The organism is Aquimarina sp., from assembly GCF_977115655.1.
This window is the reverse complement of the sequence record NZ_CDSBKO010000001.1, coordinates 266226-286036: the sequence shown is the minus strand read 5'-3', so window position 1 is coordinate 286036 and position 19811 is coordinate 266226. Positions and strand designations below refer to the sequence as shown.

Here is a 19811-nt window from a genome sequence, read left to right as displayed (position 1 = left end):
TTTTTTACAGCTATTTTAAAGATTGGTTAACGAATATTCAAAAATTTCACATATTATTCTATTCAAATATAAAAAACATTTAGTACCATTCCCGGGTAAAAAGCCCAATCAATGTTTCTGGACTAAGTGTTATGATAAATCGAATTTGCTGTTCATAATTTGGTTGTGAAAATTCCCAACCTTTATTAGAAACTACAGGAAAGAAAAGTTCAAAATAATCGGCAACCAAACTTAATCGAATGCCTGCATCGTATACAAATTTTGGAGTAATTCCTTTGTTTTTAACTAAGCCTACGTCTCCATACATATAGATCCAATTCCAAATATTAGTATTCGCATTAAAAGTGGTGATCCATTGATTAGCGAATGAATGTTTAAGTTGTGATTTGAATCCTCCTTCTGCCAAAATAATTTGTTGGCTTACCAGTCCTGTATCTTCACTACGCCCCAGATAGTTATAATCAAATAAGTAATCTGTAGGTCTGTCCAGCGCAAAACTGAAAAAATCCCCATCTTTTTGAGTGCCGTTAAAAACAAAAGATCCTGCAAAAAACCGAAGGTTTAATTGACGGTTATTAAGAAATAGTTTTCTATAGTTTATAGATGTGGATAGTTTGCTGAAATTTTTTGATATTTGATAATCTATTGTGTACCCAAGAAAATTGATAAGATTAAAATTTGAATATTTATACCTTGCGTTAAATACATTATAGTCTGGTGTTACTACAGGGGTTTCTTTGCTTCTGTCTCTAAATACATTTATATTTCTAAAAGATAATTTTTGTTTTTCATTGGATCTTAGATCTTTTGGTCTGAAAAGAAAATTCACAGAGGTAGAAAATCGTTTGAACAGCAGGTCAGGGGCATAACTAAACATGCTTCCGTTTACGCCATACAGCATTTGATACAATCCATAATCAGATAGTTGTTGTCTGTAAAATACAGATGCAGATCCTAGTAATTTTTTGGATTTAAGACCGTAAGCGGGAGAGAAATTATATTCGAAATCTTTTTTAATAAAGGTTCTGTTATAAAATTTTGAAGCTATTGTAAAACCATCATATACGTTAAACTCAAATTCTGGAATAAAAAATATTTGATTATATCGTGGGTCTTCGAGATCTTGTAAAATTCTGAACTGAATAGGCTTGTTAAATATCCATTTTAGATTTTTATAATTATTTCGTCTGTTTATTTCAGGAATATTTTGATCGTAGTCAATTACCAGTTTACTAATATTTTCATTGGCAATTTTAACTTTTGCAGTTCCGTTAACCCCCATTACCCAAGTTTTAGAAACCAAATCTTTTTTTCTAAAGCCGTAAAGAGAAACTGGCATAGCATTATCTTCTTTGTTTTTAATGGTTACTTCTAAAGAATCTTTATTTTTTTTTACGGATTTAATTTTAAAATCCAATTTTTTATTGGTTCCAATAAAATCATCAAAAAACCAATCTATATTTTTTGTTGTTATAGAATTGAGTATTTTTTTATAAGCGTTGGAGTTGGTATACTGTAAAAGGTTTTTAGAATAAAAATCTTGAATACTTTTATTTACAAGGTTATCATCGCCCAAATAATCTTCTAAATATTTAAAACCGATACCTGCTTTATAAGCGTTAGAAATGTTTTTATTAAACTTTACTAATTTATCCTGCTGCTCTGTTAATGGTTGATCTAAAAAAAGTCTGGCCATATTTTTATATCCTAAAAAATATTGGTCATTAAATTCCAGATCTGCAGCATGAAACCATCGTAAACCAATTACTTTGCTAAGTTTACCTATTAGTTTCATTTTTGGATAATACTGCTCGGTATACGACATCATAAGATAAATATGTATGGCATCTTTTATCCACGCATCATATCTTGGGTTTATTATTATGGTTTTTTCAAGAAACTTTTCGGTTATCGTTTTTAATTGTTTAATTTCATACTGAAAACCATCCGGAAATGGCCTTAAAATATCGGGTAATTGATTTAGCCCGTATACAGGGTTATTTTTATAGTCGTTTTCAGAGATTAAAATTTTATCAAAAGGATAAGTGCCCAGCTTTTTTTGTAAAAATCCAATAATTCGATCTATTGCAATAGATTTCATTTCGGGGATAAGATCATTGTCATCTATGTTGCTTATAACCTGAACTCCACCAGTAGTATAACTACTAAAAGATGTTTTTTTTTCGAGATACAAGCTTATTTCATTTCTTTTATCCCCACTTAAACGCACAGTTTTTCTGGGTTCATCATTAGAAACAATATTTTTTTCTTCATCCAAATCACTTGCAATAGTATATGTACTAGGTAGCGTAAAATTAATTTGATAATTAATTACAGGAGCATACAGGTCGTCCAAATTTTTATGGCTGTATGTATTCCATTTTGTATCATAAACAGCCGGGATTATATACCAGTATTTTAAGCTAAAATCACCATTGTCGTTATACCCGTATCTGGTAAATTTGTTACTGGGAACTTTTATTTTGTATTTAATCAAAAAAGTACTTTTTTCTCCCGGATATATGGGAGAAGAAGGTTGTATCCACATTATGTCTACAGTATCTTGTTGCCGTCCCCAATGCAAAGATTGTAGTTCGTTATTTGTTATATTTTGAATAATCGTGGCTCCACGTTCTTCATCTTTCGCAAAGTAAAAGCGTTTTAAAAAATCTTCATTAAATCTTTTGGCAAGAGGAGTGGTTTTACTAGAAAAACTATTGACCCAATCGTGAAAAAATATTTTTGTAAGAGTGTCTTTTGAGAAATTGGTATAGGTTATTTCCTGGTTTATTGTTATTATTTTTTTTTCAGAATCTAAATCCGCGTTAATAACAACATCATGCTGTGCACAGACAGCAGAAAGCATAAAAAAGGCAATTACAAAATTATATAGTTTTATTAGTTTCAAGTTTTGCTATTAATTAAAGACACACTTTTCAATTCCTCATTTAAGGGTTTAAATTACTTGGATTATCCTGAAAATAAAATATACTTTCGAAGATATGCCTCGTGAGTTTACTCACTAAGTTGCTGATTATTAAAATATTTCAAAAATTAGGACTTAAATTATACTCTGCATAGAATTTATCTAAAATTTGCAATACTTCATCGGGAGTATCTACAATATGTATAAGATCTAAATCTGTGGGACTTATATTTCCAAATTTTTGAAGCAATGTACTTTTTATCCAATCTATAAGTCCTCCCCAAAATTCTGTACTAACCAGTATTATAGGAAACTTATCTATTTTTTTGGTCTGGATCAATGTTATTGCTTCAAATAGCTCATCCAAAGTACCAAACCCACCTGGCATAACTACAAATCCTTGAGAATATTTTACGAACATTACTTTACGAACAAAAAAATAATCAAAGTCAAGACTTTTATCACTATCTATATATGGATTGTCATGCTGCTCAAAAGGCAGATCTATGTTTAATCCTACAGAGGTACCTCCTCCCAGGTGTGCTCCTTTATTGCCTGCTTCCATAATACCCGGACCTCCACCAGTAATAACCCCATATCCATGATCTACTATTTGTTTTGCAACATCTACTGCTAATTGATAGTATTTGTCGTCTGTTTTTGTACGGGCAGACCCAAAAATAGACACACAAGGTCCAATTTTACTCATTTTTTCAAATCCGTTGACAAATTCTCCCATGATTTTGAAAATTGCCCATGAATCATTGGTTTTTATTTGATTCCACCCTTTGTGGTGCTGTTCTTTTTGCATGAATCTTATATTTTAATGTATGGTTTCTAGCTCTTTTTTCAGAAACTTTGCAGTATAACTTTTTTTGATTTTAATAATTTCTTCCGGAGTTCCTTTAGCTACAACTTTTCCTCCATTTTTACCTCCTTCATACCCTATATCTATAATGTAATCTGCCATTTTTATTACATCCATATTGTGTTCTATAATAAGAACGGTGTTTCCTTTATCTACCAATTTATTTAAAACATCCATTAAAACCCGAACATCTTCAAAATGAAGCCCGGTTGTTGGTTCGTCCAAAATATAAAAAGTATTACCTGTGTCTCTTTTGGACAATTCTGTAGCTAATTTAATTCGTTGCGCTTCACCGCCAGACAATGTAGTAGATTGTTGTCCTAGTGTTATATATCCCAGACCAACATTTTTGATTGTTTTTAATTTTCTGAAAATTTTAGGTATCTGTTCAAAAAACAAGCAAGACTCGTTAATTGTCATTTCTAACACATCAGAAATAGATTTCCCTTTGTATCTGATTTCTAAAGTTTCCCGGTTAAAACGTTTTCCCTGACAGGTTTCACACTCAACATATACATCGGGTAAAAAGTTCATTTCTATTACCCTTAGTCCACCGCCTTTGCAAGTTTCGCATCTTCCGCCGGCAACATTAAAACTAAAACGACCTGGTTTATAACCACGTATCATAGCTTCGGGGGTTTTTGCAAAAAGATCCCTTATTTCTGAAAAAACACCTGTATATGTAGCAGGATTGGATCTGGGGGTACGACCAATAGGAGATTGGTTTATATCTATTACTTTATCTGAGTGCTCAAGCCCTTTAATACTTTTGTAAGGCATTGGTTTTTTTACACCATTAAAATAGTATGCATTAAGAATAGGGTAGAGTGTTTCGTTGATTAGCGTAGATTTTCCGCTGCCAGATACTCCGGTTACTGCAATCATTTTTCCCAAAGGAATATCAATTGATACATTTTTTAAGTTATTTCCTGTAGCTCCCTTTAATGAGATCATTTTGCCGTTTCCTTCTCTTCGTTTGGATGGTACTTTGATTTGTCTTTTGCCGCTTAAATAATCTGCGGTAAGGGTATTAAATTTATGTAGCTCTTGAGGAGTACCCTGGCTAATAATTTCTCCTCCGTGTTTTCCTGCCAGTGGCCCTATGTCAATAACATGATCTGCTCTTTCGATCATATCTTTATCGTGTTCTACAACGATTACCGAATTACCAATATCTCTTAATTGAATAAGGGAGTTGATTAATTTTTCATTATCCCTTTGATGCAAACCAATACTTGGCTCGTCGAGTATATATAAAACTCCGACAAGCTGCGAACCTATTTGTGTAGCAAGGCGTATACGTTGTGCTTCCCCACCAGAAAGGGATTTGCTGCTTCTGTTTAAAGAAAGGTAAGTAAGTCCTACATCTATTAAAAATTGAAGTCTGGCATTAATTTCTTTTAAAATTTCGCCAGATATTTTGTTCTGTTTTTCACTTAATTGTGCAGCAAGTGTTTTGAACCAATTTGTAAGTTCTATAATATCCATTGCAGCCAATTCTGCAATATTTTTTTCATTTACTTTAAAATAGAGAGATTCTTTACGTAATCTTGATCCGTTACATGTTGGGCATTGTATGTTATCCATAAAATCTTTGGCCCATCGTTTTAAAGAAGTAGAGTCGTTGTTATTATAGGTGTTTTCTATAAAAGTTGCTATTCCTTCAAAGTCTATTTTATATTCTCTGGTAACCCCTAGGGTTTTACTGGTAATACTAAATTTTTCTTTCCCCCCATATAGTATAATCTCCATGGCTTCTTTTGGGATACTTTTTATAGGATCGTTAAGGGTAAACCCGAAGCGTTGCGCAATTAATTCTAATTGTTTAAAAATCCAATTGTTTTTTTGAGGTCCTTGCGGTGCTAACCCTCCATTTTTTATAGATTTAGAATCGTCAGGGACTATCTTTTTTAAATTAACTTCATACAGATTACCTATACCATTACATTTAGGACACGCTCCTTTTGGAGAGTTAAAAGAAAAATTATTTGGTTCTGGATTTGGATAAGAAATACCACTAGACGGGCACATTAAGTTACGACTAAAAAACCTTACTTCTTCAGATTCCTGCTCAATAACCATTAAAACATCTTCACCATGGTACATTGCGGTATTAATGGTTTCCATAAGGCGTTTTGAGTTATCCTGATCTTTGGTAACCATTAATCGATCGATTACAATCTCAATATCATGAGTTTTGTATCGATCTAATTTCATTCCTTTGGTAATATCTTTAATTTCTCCATTAACACGAACCTTTACAAACCCCTGTTTGGCAATTTGTTCAAATAACTCCCGATAATGCCCTTTTCTTGACCGTATAATTGGAGCAAGTATATTTATTTTTTTTTCAGAAAAATCTTCAAGAATAAGGTTTTTGATTTGCTCGTCACTATAGCTAACCATTTTTTCTCCGGTATTATAGCTATAGGCATCACTTGCTCTTGAAAACAATAATCTAAGAAAATCATATATTTCGGTAATTGTACCTACTGTACTACGCGGGCTTTTGCTTGTTGTTTTTTGCTCAATGGCAATAACAGGGGACAAGCCGTCTATTTTATCTACATCTGGTCGTTCCAGCCCACCCAAAAATTGTCTTGCATACGCAGAAAAAGTTTCTATATAACGTCGTTGCCCTTCTGCATATATAGTATCAAATGCCAAAGACGATTTACCTGATCCCGACAGACCGGTTATAACTACGAGTTTCTCACGAGGTATTGTGACATCTATGTTTTTCAGGTTGTGAACACGTGCTCCTAAAACCTCAATATTTTCTTCTGATGTAATCATAAATTTTTAACCAAGATTGCAAATGTAGTTATTTGAGCGCGTTTTGTGAAACAGGTAAAGTTTCAGTTTTGTTAAATCAATGTTCATCTATGGGTAATTTAAAAATATTGGCTGGCATAGATCGTGTGTCTTTATTTATAAAAACCTGTTTAACAGTAATTTAAGCAAGGTAAACATATTGTTTTTGAGTGCTAATTTTCTTTCATATAAAAATAATGTAAGAATTTGTTTTTGATTTGTAAGGCATAGTATAAAATTAGTATCAAAGATATATTTTATAGATCTTAATAAGTACAATTGTTTGTTTTTTTAATCAGAAATCAAACTTTACTAAATCTAATAGTTTTTTTTGCCTTTCATTTTAGTGTTATTATAATTAAAAATATTCAAATTATTAATTATAATACATTTATTTGACCAAAATATAATTGACTTTTCATTTTTCTAAGTTTATAGGTGCATTTTTTTATTAATTTTATTAAATCAGTAACTTGTTAATTCACAAACTCTTTGAAGTTTTGGTTATTGACAGTTTAAATAGCCCAATAAAGTCAATACAGAAATTCTTCAAAATTAAAACTAATCACGATGAAAAACATGTTCAAAATTGCAATTACCTTTTTTATGGTAATAAATTTTATGCAGGCACAACAGCATAGGCCTACTGATTTGGTAAAACAGCAAAAAATACAGGGTTCCGATTTTCAAGACGTTAACTTGTTTAGTTTAATAACGGCTAAACAAAAAGCTAATGTTCAAATACCAAAAGAAGTCAAAGACTACACTTTATTTTCTTTGAATGCAAATAAGTTGGCATCTATAAAATCTGGTGCCCCTGAAACTATGAATTTGGAAATCCCCGGTCAAAAAACTTCTATGATATTAGAATTGGTAAAAGTGGATATTGCTACCGAGGATTTTAAGATAGTAGAAATGCCATCTGGTAATGTTGTTCAAAATAAAAGTGCTATATCTCATTACAGAGGTGTGGTACGTGGTAAATCAAACTCTATTGCAGCAGTAAGTTTGCTTGATGGCGAGGTTTCGGGGGTTATTAGCTTAGAGGGTGATAACGGAAACTTAGTAATGGGTAAACTTAAAAATAGTACAGATCATATTATGTACGAGGATAATGATTTGGTTCATTTACAGGATTTTACATGTAGTGCAGAAACAAATTATGAAGGGTATACAGAGGAACAACTAGCAGAAAATCCTTCGACTAGTAAAGCTGCGGCTAAATGTGTAAAAGTTTATTTTGATATAGGAAACGATGTGGTTAGGGATAAAGGAGGAAGCCAGGGAGCATCAGATTACCTGCAATCTATCTTTAATCAGGTTGCTATATTGTATGCAAATGATAATATGACTGTAAAAGTATCTCAAATAAATGCATGGACATCTCAACAGCCTTTTAGTGGATTGTCTGATTATGCCAGCTATAGAGAGAGAAATGGTTTAAATGGAGCAGATTTAGGACATTTTGTAACTTATGATTTTTCTGGTGGAGTAGCATATTTAACAGGTGTTTGCAGATCTAATATACGTTATGGAGTTTCTGGTATTAATAAAACTTTTAGCAATGTACCTACATATTCATTTTCTGTAATGGTAATAGCACACGAAATGGGACATAATTTAGGTTCGAGTCATACGCAAGCTTGTGTATGGAATGGAAATAATACAGCTATTGATGGATGTTATAATGTGGAAGGTAGTTGTGCACGTCCAGGAATACCATCAGATGGGGGGACTATTATGAGTTATTGTCATTTAACCAGTGCAGGAATCAATTTTACAAAAGGATTTGGCACACAACCAGGTAATGTAATTCGTAATACAATAAGTTCTGCAAGCTGTCTTCAAACTTGTGGTACTACTGGTTGTAATACAGGTGATTCTGCAACTGTAACATTTAATAACGATACAAATTGTACTTTAGAGTATTTTACGAATAACAGCTCTCAGTTTTCGATTGCTTCCGGGAAAACAAGGCAGGTATCTACAACCAGAGGAGCAAACTGGGAGGCAAAAAATTCGTCTAACTCTACTGTAAATAGTTTTACCGTTAAGTGTGGTCAGGATAGTTATGCATCTACCGGTAGTTGTAATGATGGAGGAGGAATTACTTGTGTGGGTGTAAGTCCTTGGTCTGGATCCGTAACATATTCAGCCGGAGATAGAGTTACATACCAAGGCCATTTATTTGAATGGACAGGGTCTAGTTGGAAAGATTTGGGACCTTGCCCTTCTAATCCTTCTGATCCATGTGCGGGCGTACCTGCATATTCAAGCGGTACAGCGTACTCTGTAGGAGATAAAGTAACATATCAAGGCAATCTATATGAAAGAATTTCTACTGGTTGGAAAAATCTGGGGTCTTGTAACTCTGCTACTCAGGCATCATTACAAGAAACTTTGGTTTCTACAGAATTAGAAATTAAAACATATCCAAACCCTGCTCATGATATTCTAACTATAGAAGTTAATAATATATTAAATACATCGTCTAAGCTATCTATCAAAGATATTAATGGCAGAGTATTAAAAGTTATTGCTTTGGATACTCCTCCGGGAGGAAAAGACCGGCATACTATAGATGTAAGTACGTTATCTCCTGGTATGTATTTTGTTCAGGTAACAGATGCAAAGAGAACGATTACACAAAAAGTATCTATAAAATAAGTATAATATAATCTTTTGGGCTATTTATAAAAGGGTGAGGCATACTTCACCCTTTTTATATTAGTTGTTCCATGCTTTTAGATTAGTAACAGGAATATCAAAACCAAGTAATGTATGTTGTTGAGAGAAATAAGCTCCGCTTTCTGTTATTATCCAATCTTCCCAGGTAGCTTCAATACCGCCTATAGGTAGTATAGAAACCCACATTTTGTAACTAACAGGGCGATAATTTTCATCCACCTTCCATAGATAAGAATCTCCCGGAGTAGTTCCCCCGGAAGAATAAGTAATTAATAAACCTGTCGAATTATCTTTTAAAGTTACTAATTTACGAGTAGTTCCCTTATCAAAAAGCTTGTGAGGGGCAACCAACCAAAAAGAGTCGTTATTAAAATTATCCAGAGCTTTTTTTATGATTTTTTTTGAAGAATTTAAAGGGGTTAAAACTCTGCTTTTTTTGAAGTCATTAAGATCAAGATGTACTTTGTTTTCATTAAATTCAACTTTTACAGTATTATTTGTTTTATTCCAGATATAATGGTTTTTATTTCTGAAAGTCCATTGCAAAAAATCTGTATTTTGATACCTGTCGTGATTTACTGCTTTTTGTATTTTTAAAGCAAAAATATCTGCATCTTTACTCATTTCTCCTTTCGGAAGTTTTTCATTAAGCGATAAGTACAAAATAACAGGCACACTAATAAGCATAATCAATATACTTAATACCAATATTTTTAAAAGCTTGAAGAATTTCTTTTTCAAAGATTTGATTTTATAATATCTAATAATATATCCATAATGTTACAATATTAATTTTACTCTATTCTACAAGTTTATTTTTTTAGGATGTAATTAACAATTTGATTATTTTAGCTCCGCTTCATAACAAATACCCTTTGTGTTTTGAAAAACCTTTTGAGATCAGAGTTCTACATTAAATTTTTATTTGTATTTATATTTTTTACTCCTGAAATTCAGGCGCAAGAAAATAATATTGTAGATAGTGACACTATTTTATTAGTTAGCCCTAAAGAAAAAAAACAAGCTTCTTCATTGCTGAACTTAGCAAAATCTTATCAGAATAAAGATCAGAAAAAAACGATAAAGTATGCAAACGAATCCTTGTTAATAAGTAAAAGAATTGGTGACCAGTTAAATATAGGGAGAGCAAATATAATATTGGGAGATGCATATATTATATCAGGAATGTTTGATAAGTCTGAGGAGCATCTTGAAGAAGCTAATAACATATTCTCTACAATTAAAAGTGAAAAAGATGAAGCCGAATTGTACGGACACATGGGAGAGTTATATATTAAAACAAGTAGATATGATGAAGCAGAAGAGTATTATCTTAAAGGTTTGAATATTAGTAAAAAAATAAAAGATAATAATAAAATTGCTTGGGCGATGAATAACCTTGTCGCTTGTCATTCTTATAAAGGAGAATTTGAAAAAGCTAAAAATATGGCTTTTGAAGCCTTGGAAATGGCAGGATTAATAAAGGATAATAATTTACAGATCAATTTGCATGTTAAGATTTCAGATTTGATAATTCGAGAAAACGGTAATGTTAATGAAGTAAATTTACATTATGATAAAGCTCTGGAAATTGCAGAAAAAGTTAATAACCCAAGAGCGATTAGTGGTATTAAGATACAAAAGGCAGTATTTTTGAGCCAAAAGGAAAAATATAAAGAAGCCGAAAATTATTACTTAGATGCCTTAAAAATATGCGAACAATACGGTTATTATTACAGAATTATATTGATATATAATAATTTTGGTATATCATACTACATGAAAGGCGATTATGAACTTGCTTTAAATTATTTTAGTAAAGCTATGGAAGTAGCAAATACAACTGGCAACAAAGAGCAGAAGGCTAAAATAAATGAATATATAGGAATGGTATGTTTTGAACAAGGAGATTATCAAAAAACTATAGAATTTTTCTATAAAAACCTTAATTTTTATGAAACGATAAAAGATAAATATTCATTATCCGGTATTTACAATAATATAGGAGAAGCTTTTCTTTTGTTAGGCGATTTGAAAAAAGCAGAAGACCATTATCAGAAAGCTTTGTCTTTTTTCAAAGAAATAAAGGAGCAAAAAGGAACCTCAATATCCTATTTGAACCTTGGTATGGTTAAGGTGAAAGAAAAAAAATATGAAGAAGCTGTATCCTACTTAAATCAAGCTCATGACGGATTTAGTAAACTAGAACTTTCTCAGGAGATTATACAGTATTATAATGCTATGGCAGAGTGTAGCCAAAGTCAAAAGAAGTTTGATGAAGCTCTTGATTGGATGAATAAGGTTATGAAGAAGGAAGATGAATTAGAAAAATTTCAAAAAATAGCGATAGAATCATATACCAGATTAGGTATGATTTATTACGAACTTCAGGAATACGAAAAGGCAGAAATGTTTTTTCAGAAAAGCTTAAAATCATCTATAGAAATGAAATCTAAAAAGGAAATCAAGGATAATTATTTTTGGTTATCCAAATGTTATGAAAAACTAAATAAATATGATAAGGGATTAGTGTACTATAAAAAATATTCGATCATAAAGGATAGTATTTTTAATCTTAACAAGATTAAGCAAATTGCTGATATACATATAAAATACGATGCCGATAAAAAAGAAAAGGAGATATTGCTTTTGCAAAAAGAAAAGGAGTACCAAACCATTTTATTTAATAGCCAAAAGGATGAGTTGTATCGAGTAAATCTTGAAAAAGATTTAGAAAGAGAACGAAAAGAACGGGATATAATTCAATTAAAAGCAGCTCGAAAGCAGAGTGAGATCGAACAACTAGGTATGCAAAATAATCTGCAGATTGCAGAAAAAGAAATCAAAAACAATCAGCTAAGTATACAGAAATCTCGTTTAGCTAGAGAACTGCTAATTAGAAATATTATAATAGGTGGCGGAATCCTAATTCTTATAGTTTTGTTTTTAGCATTAATGTATTATAAACAAAGGTTAAAAACACAAAAGATCATTGCAAGAAAAGAGATAGAAGCAATAAATGCTAATATTAATGGTCAGGAAAAAGAAAGAGAACGAATAGCAAAAGAATTACATGATGGTATTGGAGGAAATCTTGCCGCCATAAAGCTTGATTTATCTAAGTTGTCAAATAGTTCTGATTATGAACTTCAAAAAGTAATTAAAAATATTGATGGAACATATAATGAGGTTCGCACACTTTCTCATGATTTAATACCGCCAAAAATCCTAAAAACTTCATTTGAGAAATTAATAACAGATTATCTAAATAATTTATCTAAAACTTGCTCATTTACAATAAGTAATGACTTTTATCCATCCTCAAGATTTAATCAAATTACAGATAAGATTAAAATTGAATTATATAGGATTACTCAGGAATTAATGAATAATATCATTAAGCATGCTCATGCCGATCAGGTGAGTTTACAATTTACAATGATTAACAAGCGAATTAAATTTATTATCGAAGATAATGGAGTAGGATTCAATATAGAAAATAAATCTAAAGGAATAGGGTTAAACAATATACTATCTCGCACCAAGTTACTAAATGGCAATATGCATATCGATACTATGATTAATAGAGGTACTATCATAGAAATAGATATTCCTGCTTAACCAAATATATAAAGCTTAAATTACTACTATATAGTGTAATTATCTAACATTATAAAGAAGCGTAGTACTCAAAAGAATTAAGGATCAATTCGTCAGACACCAAACAATTATAAGTAGCCTCTCCAATAGTATTTAACAATACAAAATAAACATTTCCTTTTTCATTCTTTTTATCATGAATAAGCAGTTCCATAATTGTAGAGTGATCATTAGGATCGATTTCTATTTTTGGAAATGTAGCAAGAATAACATCACTAATATGTTGTAAATCATCTACAGAAAGTGATAATAACTTGGTAGATATAAAAGCTTCCATTATCATTCCTATTGCAATAGCCTCGCCATGAAGTAATGTAGGTTTTTCGGGATGAGTGAGGTAAAAAGATTCGATAGCATGCCCCAGAGTATGCCCAAAATTAAGATATTTTCTAACATTTTGTTCTGTAGGATCTTCAGTTACAATTTTATTCTTAATCACTACAGAATCATAGATTATTTGATCTAAATCCTCTAAATCAAGTTGCGAAAGATCACTAATTTTTGCCCAATAATTTCTATCCTGAATTAATCCATGTTTTAGTATTTCGGCAAACCCGCTGCACATTTGATTTACAGGTAGGGTACTTAAATATTCGGTATCGACCAGTACCATTTCAGATTCACTTATAACACCGACCATATTTTTTAAATTGCCAAGGTCTACACCGGTTTTTCCTCCAACAGAAGCATCTACCATTGCTAATAAAGAAGTAGGGATGTTAATATAACTAATGCCTCTTTTATATGTGCAAGCTACAAAACCACCAAGATCGGTAATAACACCACCGCCAAGGTTGATTATTAATCCTTTTCTATCTACTCCTAGTTCTGAAAGAGCGTTCCATATACCACTACATGTTTCAATATTTTTATGAATTTCACCGCTTTCAATTTCGATAATTTCAATATCATATTCTTTTTCAATTTTACTCATTAATAAAGATAAACAGTGTTCATGAGTATTATTATCTACAAGGATGCATATTTTTGAATGTTTGGCTTTTTCTAAATATGAATTTAAAGCAGTATAGCATTCTTGACCAAAATATACAACAGAATCTTTTGAGATTATCGGCTTCATAATAATATTAAATTAACGAAAGCGAAATTAAGCAGAATTTATAATAAAATAAACTCGCAAGTTCTATATTTGCAGATATTATAAAATAACCGCCATTGTTTATAGAAATTTGAGATATTTCTATAAATATATTTTAATAAATGAAGATTCTATAAAATAATTTTTGATGGGACAAAATAAATTGTTTGATAATACCGAGACTGCATTTGCTTTAAAAAGCGATTCTGAATTAGAAAGAGCATACTTTCTGTTTAAAATGATCTCTAATGAACCTTTAGTTAGAATCGGAACCGCAGTTACAAATTTTGCGATAAAAGCACATTTACCAGTACAAGGATTGATTAGAGCTACCGTTTTTGATCATTTTTGTGGCGGAGTTAGTGAGGAGGATTGTATATCGGTAGTAGATAAAATGTACAGCAAAAAAGTATATTCTGTATTAGACTACTCTGTAGAGGGCAAGGAAGAAGAAACACAATTTGATGCCGTATTAAACAAGACCATAGAACTTCTGGAATTTGCAGATGAAAAAGACGCAATGCCTTTTGGGGTGTTTAAACCTACTGGGCTTGGCAGGTTCCTGATATGGCAAAAGAAAACAGAAGGAACTCCATTAACCGAAGCCGAAGAAAAAGAATGGAAACGTATTGAAGAGCGTTTTGATATCGTATGCAAAAAAGCCTACGACTGTGATGTTGCCTTACTGGTAGATGGAGAAGAAAGTTGGATGCAGGATGCAGCAGATGAATTGGTAGCCAAAATGATGCGCAAATACAATAAAGAAAAAGCTATTGTTTATAATACCCTGCAATTATACAGACATGATCGTCTGGAATATTTACAGAAATTGCATGAAGAGGCAAGAGTATACGATTTTAAAATAGGCATAAAAATTGTTAGGGGAGCATATATGGAAAAGGAAAATGAACGGGCTAAGGAAAAAGGGTACCCAACGCCTATTTGCAGAGATAAACAACATACCGATGAAAACTTTGACAGCACCATGAAATATATCCTTAAAAACTTAAACGATATTTCTGTTTTTATAGGTACCCACAACGAAAACAGTAGTTATATGGCAATGGAGTTGATAGAAGAATTAGGTATTGCAAAAAATGATTTTAGAATATGGTTTGGTCAATTGTTTGGCATGAGCGATCACATAAGCTTTAATATGTCTGAAGCAGGATATAACGTAGCAAAATATCTTCCTTTTGGTCCTGTTAGGGATGTAATGCCATATTTGATTCGAAGAGCAGAAGAAAATACCTCGGTTGCAGGACAAACCAGCCGGGAACTAAATTTACTCTCTCAGGAAAAGAAGAGAAGAAAATTGTAAGATATATATTGCCAGTGCTTTACGTACTAAAAAATAAATTTAAAAAGCATATTTTCTATTTCTAGAGATATGCTTTTTAAATTTATTGAGTAAAAGAATCCAACAGTATTAAAGCTATTTAGAAATGAATTTAAACCAAATCACTGTACCATCCATAAACGTAGAACAATCTATTTCTTTTTATAAAAAATTGGGATTGCAATTAATTGTGGAAGCACTACCTCGATATGCCCGTTTTGAATGCCCCGAAGGGGATACTACCTTTTCTGTTCATAAAGTAGAAACATTACCTACTACAGATGGGATATATGTTTATTTTGAAACACAAAAGCTCGAGGAAGAAGTAGATCGGTTGATTAAAGCGGGTATAAAATTTGACCATTTGCCCAAAGACCAAAATTGGCTTTGGAAAGAAGCAAGGCTAAGAGATCCCGATGGTAATCAAATTATTTTATATTTTGCAGGAGATAATAGAAAAAATCCGCCATGGCGTATAAATAATTAATATTTAACCATAAGTTTTATTTAGATTTATATTTTGATGAAAGAATCAATCCTCGATCAAACTTTTAAAAACAAAAATTTTTCTGACCAGAAATTACCCTCTGGGGAATATGATAATTGCACATTTATGAATTGCAATTTTTCTAAAACAGATATCTCTGTAGTAACTTTTTTGGAATGTAAATTTGATACCTGTAATTTTAATGAAACCATGTTAAAAGAAACTTCGTTTCAAAATGTGATTTTTATAGACTGTAAATTGTTGGGGACAGATTTTAGCATTTGTAATAATTTTTTATTTGCGGTAGAATTTAATCGTTGTAATTTAGATTATACGTCTTTTTATAACTTTAATATAAAAAAAACAGTATTTAAAGACTGTAGTATGAAAGAAGTTGATTTTACAGAAACTATTCTTACAGGATCACAATTAGATAATTGTGATTTAACTGGAGCTATTTTTGAAAGAACTATTGCTGAGAAAGTAGATTTTAGAACTGCCAAAAATTTTGTGATAGATCCAGAAATTAACAACTTAAAGAAAGCTAGATTTGCTACATTGGGACTAATAGGATTATTAGCTAAATATGATTTGGATATAAGATGATCTTTTTTACTTTTAAATAAAATAATTAGTAATATTGTATCATGGCAAGATTGAAAATAAAAAACGTAGGACCTATTAAAGAAGGGTTGCGATCTGATAACAATAACGGTTTTATAGAGTTTAGGGGTATTACTGTTTTTATAGGAAATCAAGGCTCTGGAAAAAGTACTATAGCAAAGATTTATTCAACGTTAAGTTGGATAGAAAAAGCATTAATTAGAGGGGATTTTACGGTTAATTTTTTATTGAAATATAATCGTTTTAAAAAACAACTAGAATACCAAAATATCCATAATTATCTAAATGAAGATTCCTATATTGAGTATGAAGGAAAAGCTTTTAAACTACTGTTTCAAAATAATTCTTTAGAAATTGTAAAACAAGATCAGGATGATGACTATAATTTTCCGAAAATCATGTATGTTCCTGCTGAACGCAATTTTGTAAGTAGTGTAGATAGACCAGATTTAGTAAAAAGACTTCCTCTTCCTTTATATACTTTTTTAGACGAATATGAAGAAGCTAAACAGAATATAAGAGAAGCAATAAAATTACCAATCGGAAATATTAAGTTTGAATATAGAAAGCAGAATAAAAAATCCATGCTTATAGGAGATGATTTTCGAATTGATTTATTAAAAGCTTCAAGTGGTTTTCAATCTTTGGTTCCCCTCTTTTTAGTAACACAACATCTTTCTAAAATTATTGAGAATAACGAAGATAATTCTCATAAAGAAATCAGTGTTCATGAAGAAAATAAGATACGAAAAGAAGTAGATAAGATTTTAGAAAATAAAAAAATTTCAGAAGATGTAAAAAGAATCATTCTCGAAAAGATTTCTTCTCGCTTTAAATATTCTTGTTTTATCAATATAGTAGAAGAGCCAGAACAAAATCTTTATCCGGTTTCACAAAAAGATGTATTGTTTGAATTGTTTAAACATAAGAATAGTTTAAACGAAAACAATCTGGTGATTACAACACATAGCCCATATATAATAAATTATTTAACCTTAGCAATAAAAGCCGGTTTTGTAAAAGAAAAAATAAAAACATCATCAGATAATAAGAAGGAGTTATTATCAAAACTAACAGAAATAGTTCCTATAAAATCTACAATAAATGCAGATCAAGTAAATATATATCAACTAACTAGTACAGGAAGTATAAAAAAACTTTCTGATTATAATGGTATTCCTTCAGATGAAAACTATTTAAATGAATTTTTAGCAGACACCAACGAGCTTTATGATCGATTAATTGATATTGAAGAAGAGTTATGAGGGTGAATTTTTTTAATGAAGACTGTTTAAATAGCACGGATGAAGAATTCTTTGGAATTTGTGATGGAATCAGAGATTCTCCTGCATTTATCTCTACAAATAAGGATCATAAGTGGATAGCTATTATAGATAATAAAGAAAAAGCTGAAATAAAATTTTATGCTATAGATAATTGTGTGCAAATAAATAGAGAAGATGGTAATTCTGAAAAAAGATGTGATGCAATGATTTCCTATACAGACAATATTCTTTTTATTGAATTAAAAGAAGTAGCTAAAGACTGGATTTCTGGTGGAATAGAGCAATTAGAAAGAAGCATTGAAGTTTTCATAGAAAACCATGATTTATCTGTTTTTAAAAAGAAAAGAGCTTTTTTAGCAAATAGAAAACACCCTTCGTTTAAATTTAGTCATAAAGAAGAAATGCAGAGGTTTAAAGACAAAACTCTAGTAAGGTTAATTATAGGGAACGAAATAAAAGTACCGTAATTATCCTAATTCATTAAACACCATAACCAATCGATCAATTACCTCTTGGATTTCTTTTTCATTTAAAGATGCAAACCCCATTCTAATACCATTGTGTCCTGAATTGTCGTTATCATAACGTCGCCAATCGGGTGCGATTTCCAGATGTAGTTCTTTAGCTTTTAAGCAAATATCATCCCAATTATACGCCTTGTTTAAGGTTACCCAAACTGCCATTCCACCTTTGGGTATGTCAAAATCAAAATAAGCACTTAGCTTTTCTTTTAAGAGCAAACAAAATAAATCCCGTCTGGTTTTATATATCTTTAATACTTTGTTGGAGTGTCGTTGTATATCTCCCGTATGTAACATTTGAGCAAGGGTTTGCTCTAGCAAAGTATCCCCTTGTCTGTCTATAATGCGTCTTAATCGGGCAGTTTCATCTACAAAATCTTTTGGAGCAATCAAATATCCGATTCGCAAAGCGGGAGCAATAATTTTTGTAAACCCGCCTATATAAATAACATTACCATTGGTATCACTACTTGCCAAAGGAAGAATAGGAGAGTTGCTATAATGAAAATCATAATCGTAGTCATCTTCAATAATAGCAAAACCGTATCGCTGTGCAAGTTGTAATAAATGCATTCGCCTTTTTGCAGACAAAGTTACAGTAGTAGGGTGATGATGGTGAGAAGTAACGTAAACAGCACTTATTTTTTTGGTACTACAAATTTTTTCAATTGCACCTGTGTCTAAACCATTATGATCTGTAGGAACCTGTTCTATAATTGCGCCAGCTTCTGTAAAAGTATTATCTGCGGTCATATAATTGGTAGAACCAGTAATAATACGTTTTTTGTTATTTAGCAATAATTGACTGGCTAAATATATACCCATTTGGCTTCCTCTGGTAATCAATACATTATCTATACTTATGTTTAATCCCCTGGTTTGATTAAGAAAAGTAACCAAATGTTTCCGTAGTTCTGCGTTACCGTATATAGAGCCGTAGCTTAGTAAGCTTTTATAATAACTTTTTTTAGTAATATTTCGATATATTTTTGCTATTTCTTCATTGGGAACCAATCTGTAATCAGGAATACCATCATCTATTATTAATGTACTTGTAGATCTTTCTGTATTTAATTTTCGAATTAAATGGGGTCTGGTAACAAATAAAAAACCGCTTTTCTCTTTTGATTTATTCTCTGTACCCGAATAATTGAATTGTTTAGGGGTAATTAGCGGTAAAGATTTTGTAACAAAAGTACCTCTGTAAGGTATGGTTTCAATCCATCCCTGAGTAATCAATTCATCATAAGCAGCAATTATGGTTTTGCGATGTACATGAAGATCCTCAGATAATTTTCTTGAACTGGGCAATTTTGTAGATGGGGGAATTTTACCGGATTTTATAAAGCTAATAATTTGATCGCATAACTGAAGGTATAAATTACGGGAAGAACCTCGGGAAAGAACAATATTATTTTTAAAAGAAAACATAAGTGGACTATTAATTATTTATAAACTGGAGCAGGGGAGCACACCATAAAACTAATAGATTTGTGTAA

Annotated in this window: 13 protein-coding genes; 7 read left to right on the top strand and 6 right to left on the bottom strand. The window is 31.3% G+C overall.

What is annotated here, in order from left to right:
- Positions 1–79 precede the first annotated feature (79 nt).
- From ACZIYX_RS01235 to uvrA, 3 genes are all read right to left on the bottom strand, one after another.
- A complete protein-coding gene (locus ACZIYX_RS01235) occupies positions 80–2908 on the bottom strand; it encodes a gluzincin family metallopeptidase (protein WP_462680366.1) in 2829 nt (942 codons plus the stop codon).
- A gap of 139 nt (positions 2909–3047) precedes the next feature.
- Positions 3048–3737: an LOG family protein gene (locus tag ACZIYX_RS01230; RefSeq protein ID WP_462680365.1), complete on the bottom strand. Its 690-nt coding sequence runs from the start codon at positions 3735–3737 to the stop codon at positions 3048–3050.
- A gap of 12 nt (positions 3738–3749) precedes the next feature.
- The gene (uvrA, locus tag ACZIYX_RS01225; protein WP_462680364.1) at positions 3750–6590 is read right to left on the bottom strand and encodes an excinuclease ABC subunit UvrA; all 2841 of its coding nucleotides are present in this window, start codon (positions 6588–6590) and stop codon (positions 3750–3752) included.
- Between the two features lie 588 nt (positions 6591–7178).
- Between uvrA and ACZIYX_RS01220 the strand changes: the two genes are divergently transcribed.
- Positions 7179–9275: a T9SS type A sorting domain-containing protein gene (locus ACZIYX_RS01220; protein ID WP_462680363.1), complete on the top strand. Its 2097-nt coding sequence runs from the start codon at positions 7179–7181 to the stop codon at positions 9273–9275.
- 60 nt (positions 9276–9335) lie between these two features.
- Here the strand turns inward: ACZIYX_RS01220 and ACZIYX_RS01215 are convergent, their stop codons facing one another.
- Positions 9336–10037: a hypothetical protein gene (locus ACZIYX_RS01215; protein WP_462680362.1), complete on the bottom strand. Its 702-nt coding sequence runs from the start codon at positions 10035–10037 to the stop codon at positions 9336–9338.
- 141 nt (positions 10038–10178) lie between these two features.
- Between ACZIYX_RS01215 and ACZIYX_RS01210 the strand changes: the two genes are divergently transcribed.
- Positions 10179–12917, top strand: a complete 2739-nt coding sequence (locus ACZIYX_RS01210; protein ID WP_462680361.1) for an ATP-binding protein — start codon at positions 10179–10181, stop codon at positions 12915–12917.
- 49 nt (positions 12918–12966) lie between these two features.
- Here ACZIYX_RS01210 and aroB read toward each other — a convergent pair whose 3' ends face one another.
- The gene (gene aroB / locus ACZIYX_RS01205; RefSeq protein WP_462680360.1) at positions 12967–14037 is read right to left on the bottom strand and encodes a 3-dehydroquinate synthase; all 1071 of its coding nucleotides are present in this window, start codon (positions 14035–14037) and stop codon (positions 12967–12969) included.
- A gap of 166 nt (positions 14038–14203) precedes the next feature.
- On the opposite strand from aroB, the gene ACZIYX_RS01200 reads away from it, so the two are divergent.
- The 5 genes from ACZIYX_RS01200 (at position 14204) to ACZIYX_RS01180 (ending at position 18258) form a co-directional block, all read left to right on the top strand.
- Entirely contained in the window at positions 14204–15376 is a 1173-nt protein-coding gene (locus ACZIYX_RS01200; RefSeq protein WP_462680359.1) for a proline dehydrogenase family protein, read from the top strand.
- A 124-nt stretch (positions 15377–15500) separates the two neighbouring features.
- Positions 15501–15881 (top strand): VOC family protein, encoded by a 381-nt coding sequence (locus ACZIYX_RS01195; RefSeq protein WP_462680358.1) that lies wholly within the window; start codon positions 15501–15503, stop codon positions 15879–15881.
- Positions 15882–15917: 36 nt separating this feature from the next.
- Positions 15918–16487, top strand: a complete 570-nt coding sequence (locus ACZIYX_RS01190) for a pentapeptide repeat-containing protein (RefSeq protein ID WP_462680357.1) — start codon at positions 15918–15920, stop codon at positions 16485–16487.
- 41 nt (positions 16488–16528) lie between these two features.
- Complete coding sequence (locus tag ACZIYX_RS01185) at positions 16529–17770, top strand: AAA family ATPase (RefSeq protein WP_462680356.1); 1242 nt, start codon at positions 16529–16531, stop codon at positions 17768–17770.
- The gene (locus tag ACZIYX_RS01180; RefSeq protein WP_462680355.1) at positions 17767–18258 is read left to right on the top strand and encodes a hypothetical protein; all 492 of its coding nucleotides are present in this window, start codon (positions 17767–17769) and stop codon (positions 18256–18258) included. The genes ACZIYX_RS01185 and ACZIYX_RS01180 overlap by 4 nt, the downstream gene beginning before the upstream one ends.
- Here the strand turns inward: ACZIYX_RS01180 and pdxR are convergent, their stop codons facing one another.
- Positions 18259–19743 (bottom strand): MocR-like pyridoxine biosynthesis transcription factor PdxR, encoded by a 1485-nt coding sequence (pdxR, locus tag ACZIYX_RS01175; protein ID WP_462680354.1) that lies wholly within the window; start codon positions 19741–19743, stop codon positions 18259–18261. It lies immediately after the preceding gene.
- Positions 19744–19811 lie beyond the last annotated feature (68 nt).

Excerpts from the sequence above, each read along its gene's own strand:
- ACZIYX_RS01230 (WP_462680365.1), bottom strand. The coding sequence starts at position 3,737 with ATGCAAAAAGAACAGCACCACAAAGGGTGGAATCAAATAAAAACCAAT.
- uvrA (WP_462680364.1), bottom strand. The coding sequence starts at position 6,590 with ATGATTACATCAGAAGAAAATATTGAGGTTTTAGGAGCACGTGTTCAC.
- ACZIYX_RS01220 (WP_462680363.1), top strand. The coding sequence starts at position 7,179 with ATGAAAAACATGTTCAAAATTGCAATTACCTTTTTTATGGTAATAAAT.
- aroB (WP_462680360.1), bottom strand. The coding sequence starts at position 14,037 with ATGAAGCCGATAATCTCAAAAGATTCTGTTGTATATTTTGGTCAAGAA.
- ACZIYX_RS01200 (WP_462680359.1), top strand. The coding sequence starts at position 14,204 with ATGGGACAAAATAAATTGTTTGATAATACCGAGACTGCATTTGCTTTA.
- ACZIYX_RS01195 (WP_462680358.1), top strand. The coding sequence starts at position 15,501 with ATGAATTTAAACCAAATCACTGTACCATCCATAAACGTAGAACAATCT.
- ACZIYX_RS01190 (WP_462680357.1), top strand. The coding sequence starts at position 15,918 with ATGAAAGAATCAATCCTCGATCAAACTTTTAAAAACAAAAATTTTTCT.
- ACZIYX_RS01185 (WP_462680356.1), top strand. The coding sequence starts at position 16,529 with ATGGCAAGATTGAAAATAAAAAACGTAGGACCTATTAAAGAAGGGTTG.
- ACZIYX_RS01180 (WP_462680355.1), top strand. The coding sequence starts at position 17,767 with ATGAGGGTGAATTTTTTTAATGAAGACTGTTTAAATAGCACGGATGAA.
- pdxR (WP_462680354.1), bottom strand. The coding sequence starts at position 19,743 with ATGTTTTCTTTTAAAAATAATATTGTTCTTTCCCGAGGTTCTTCCCGT.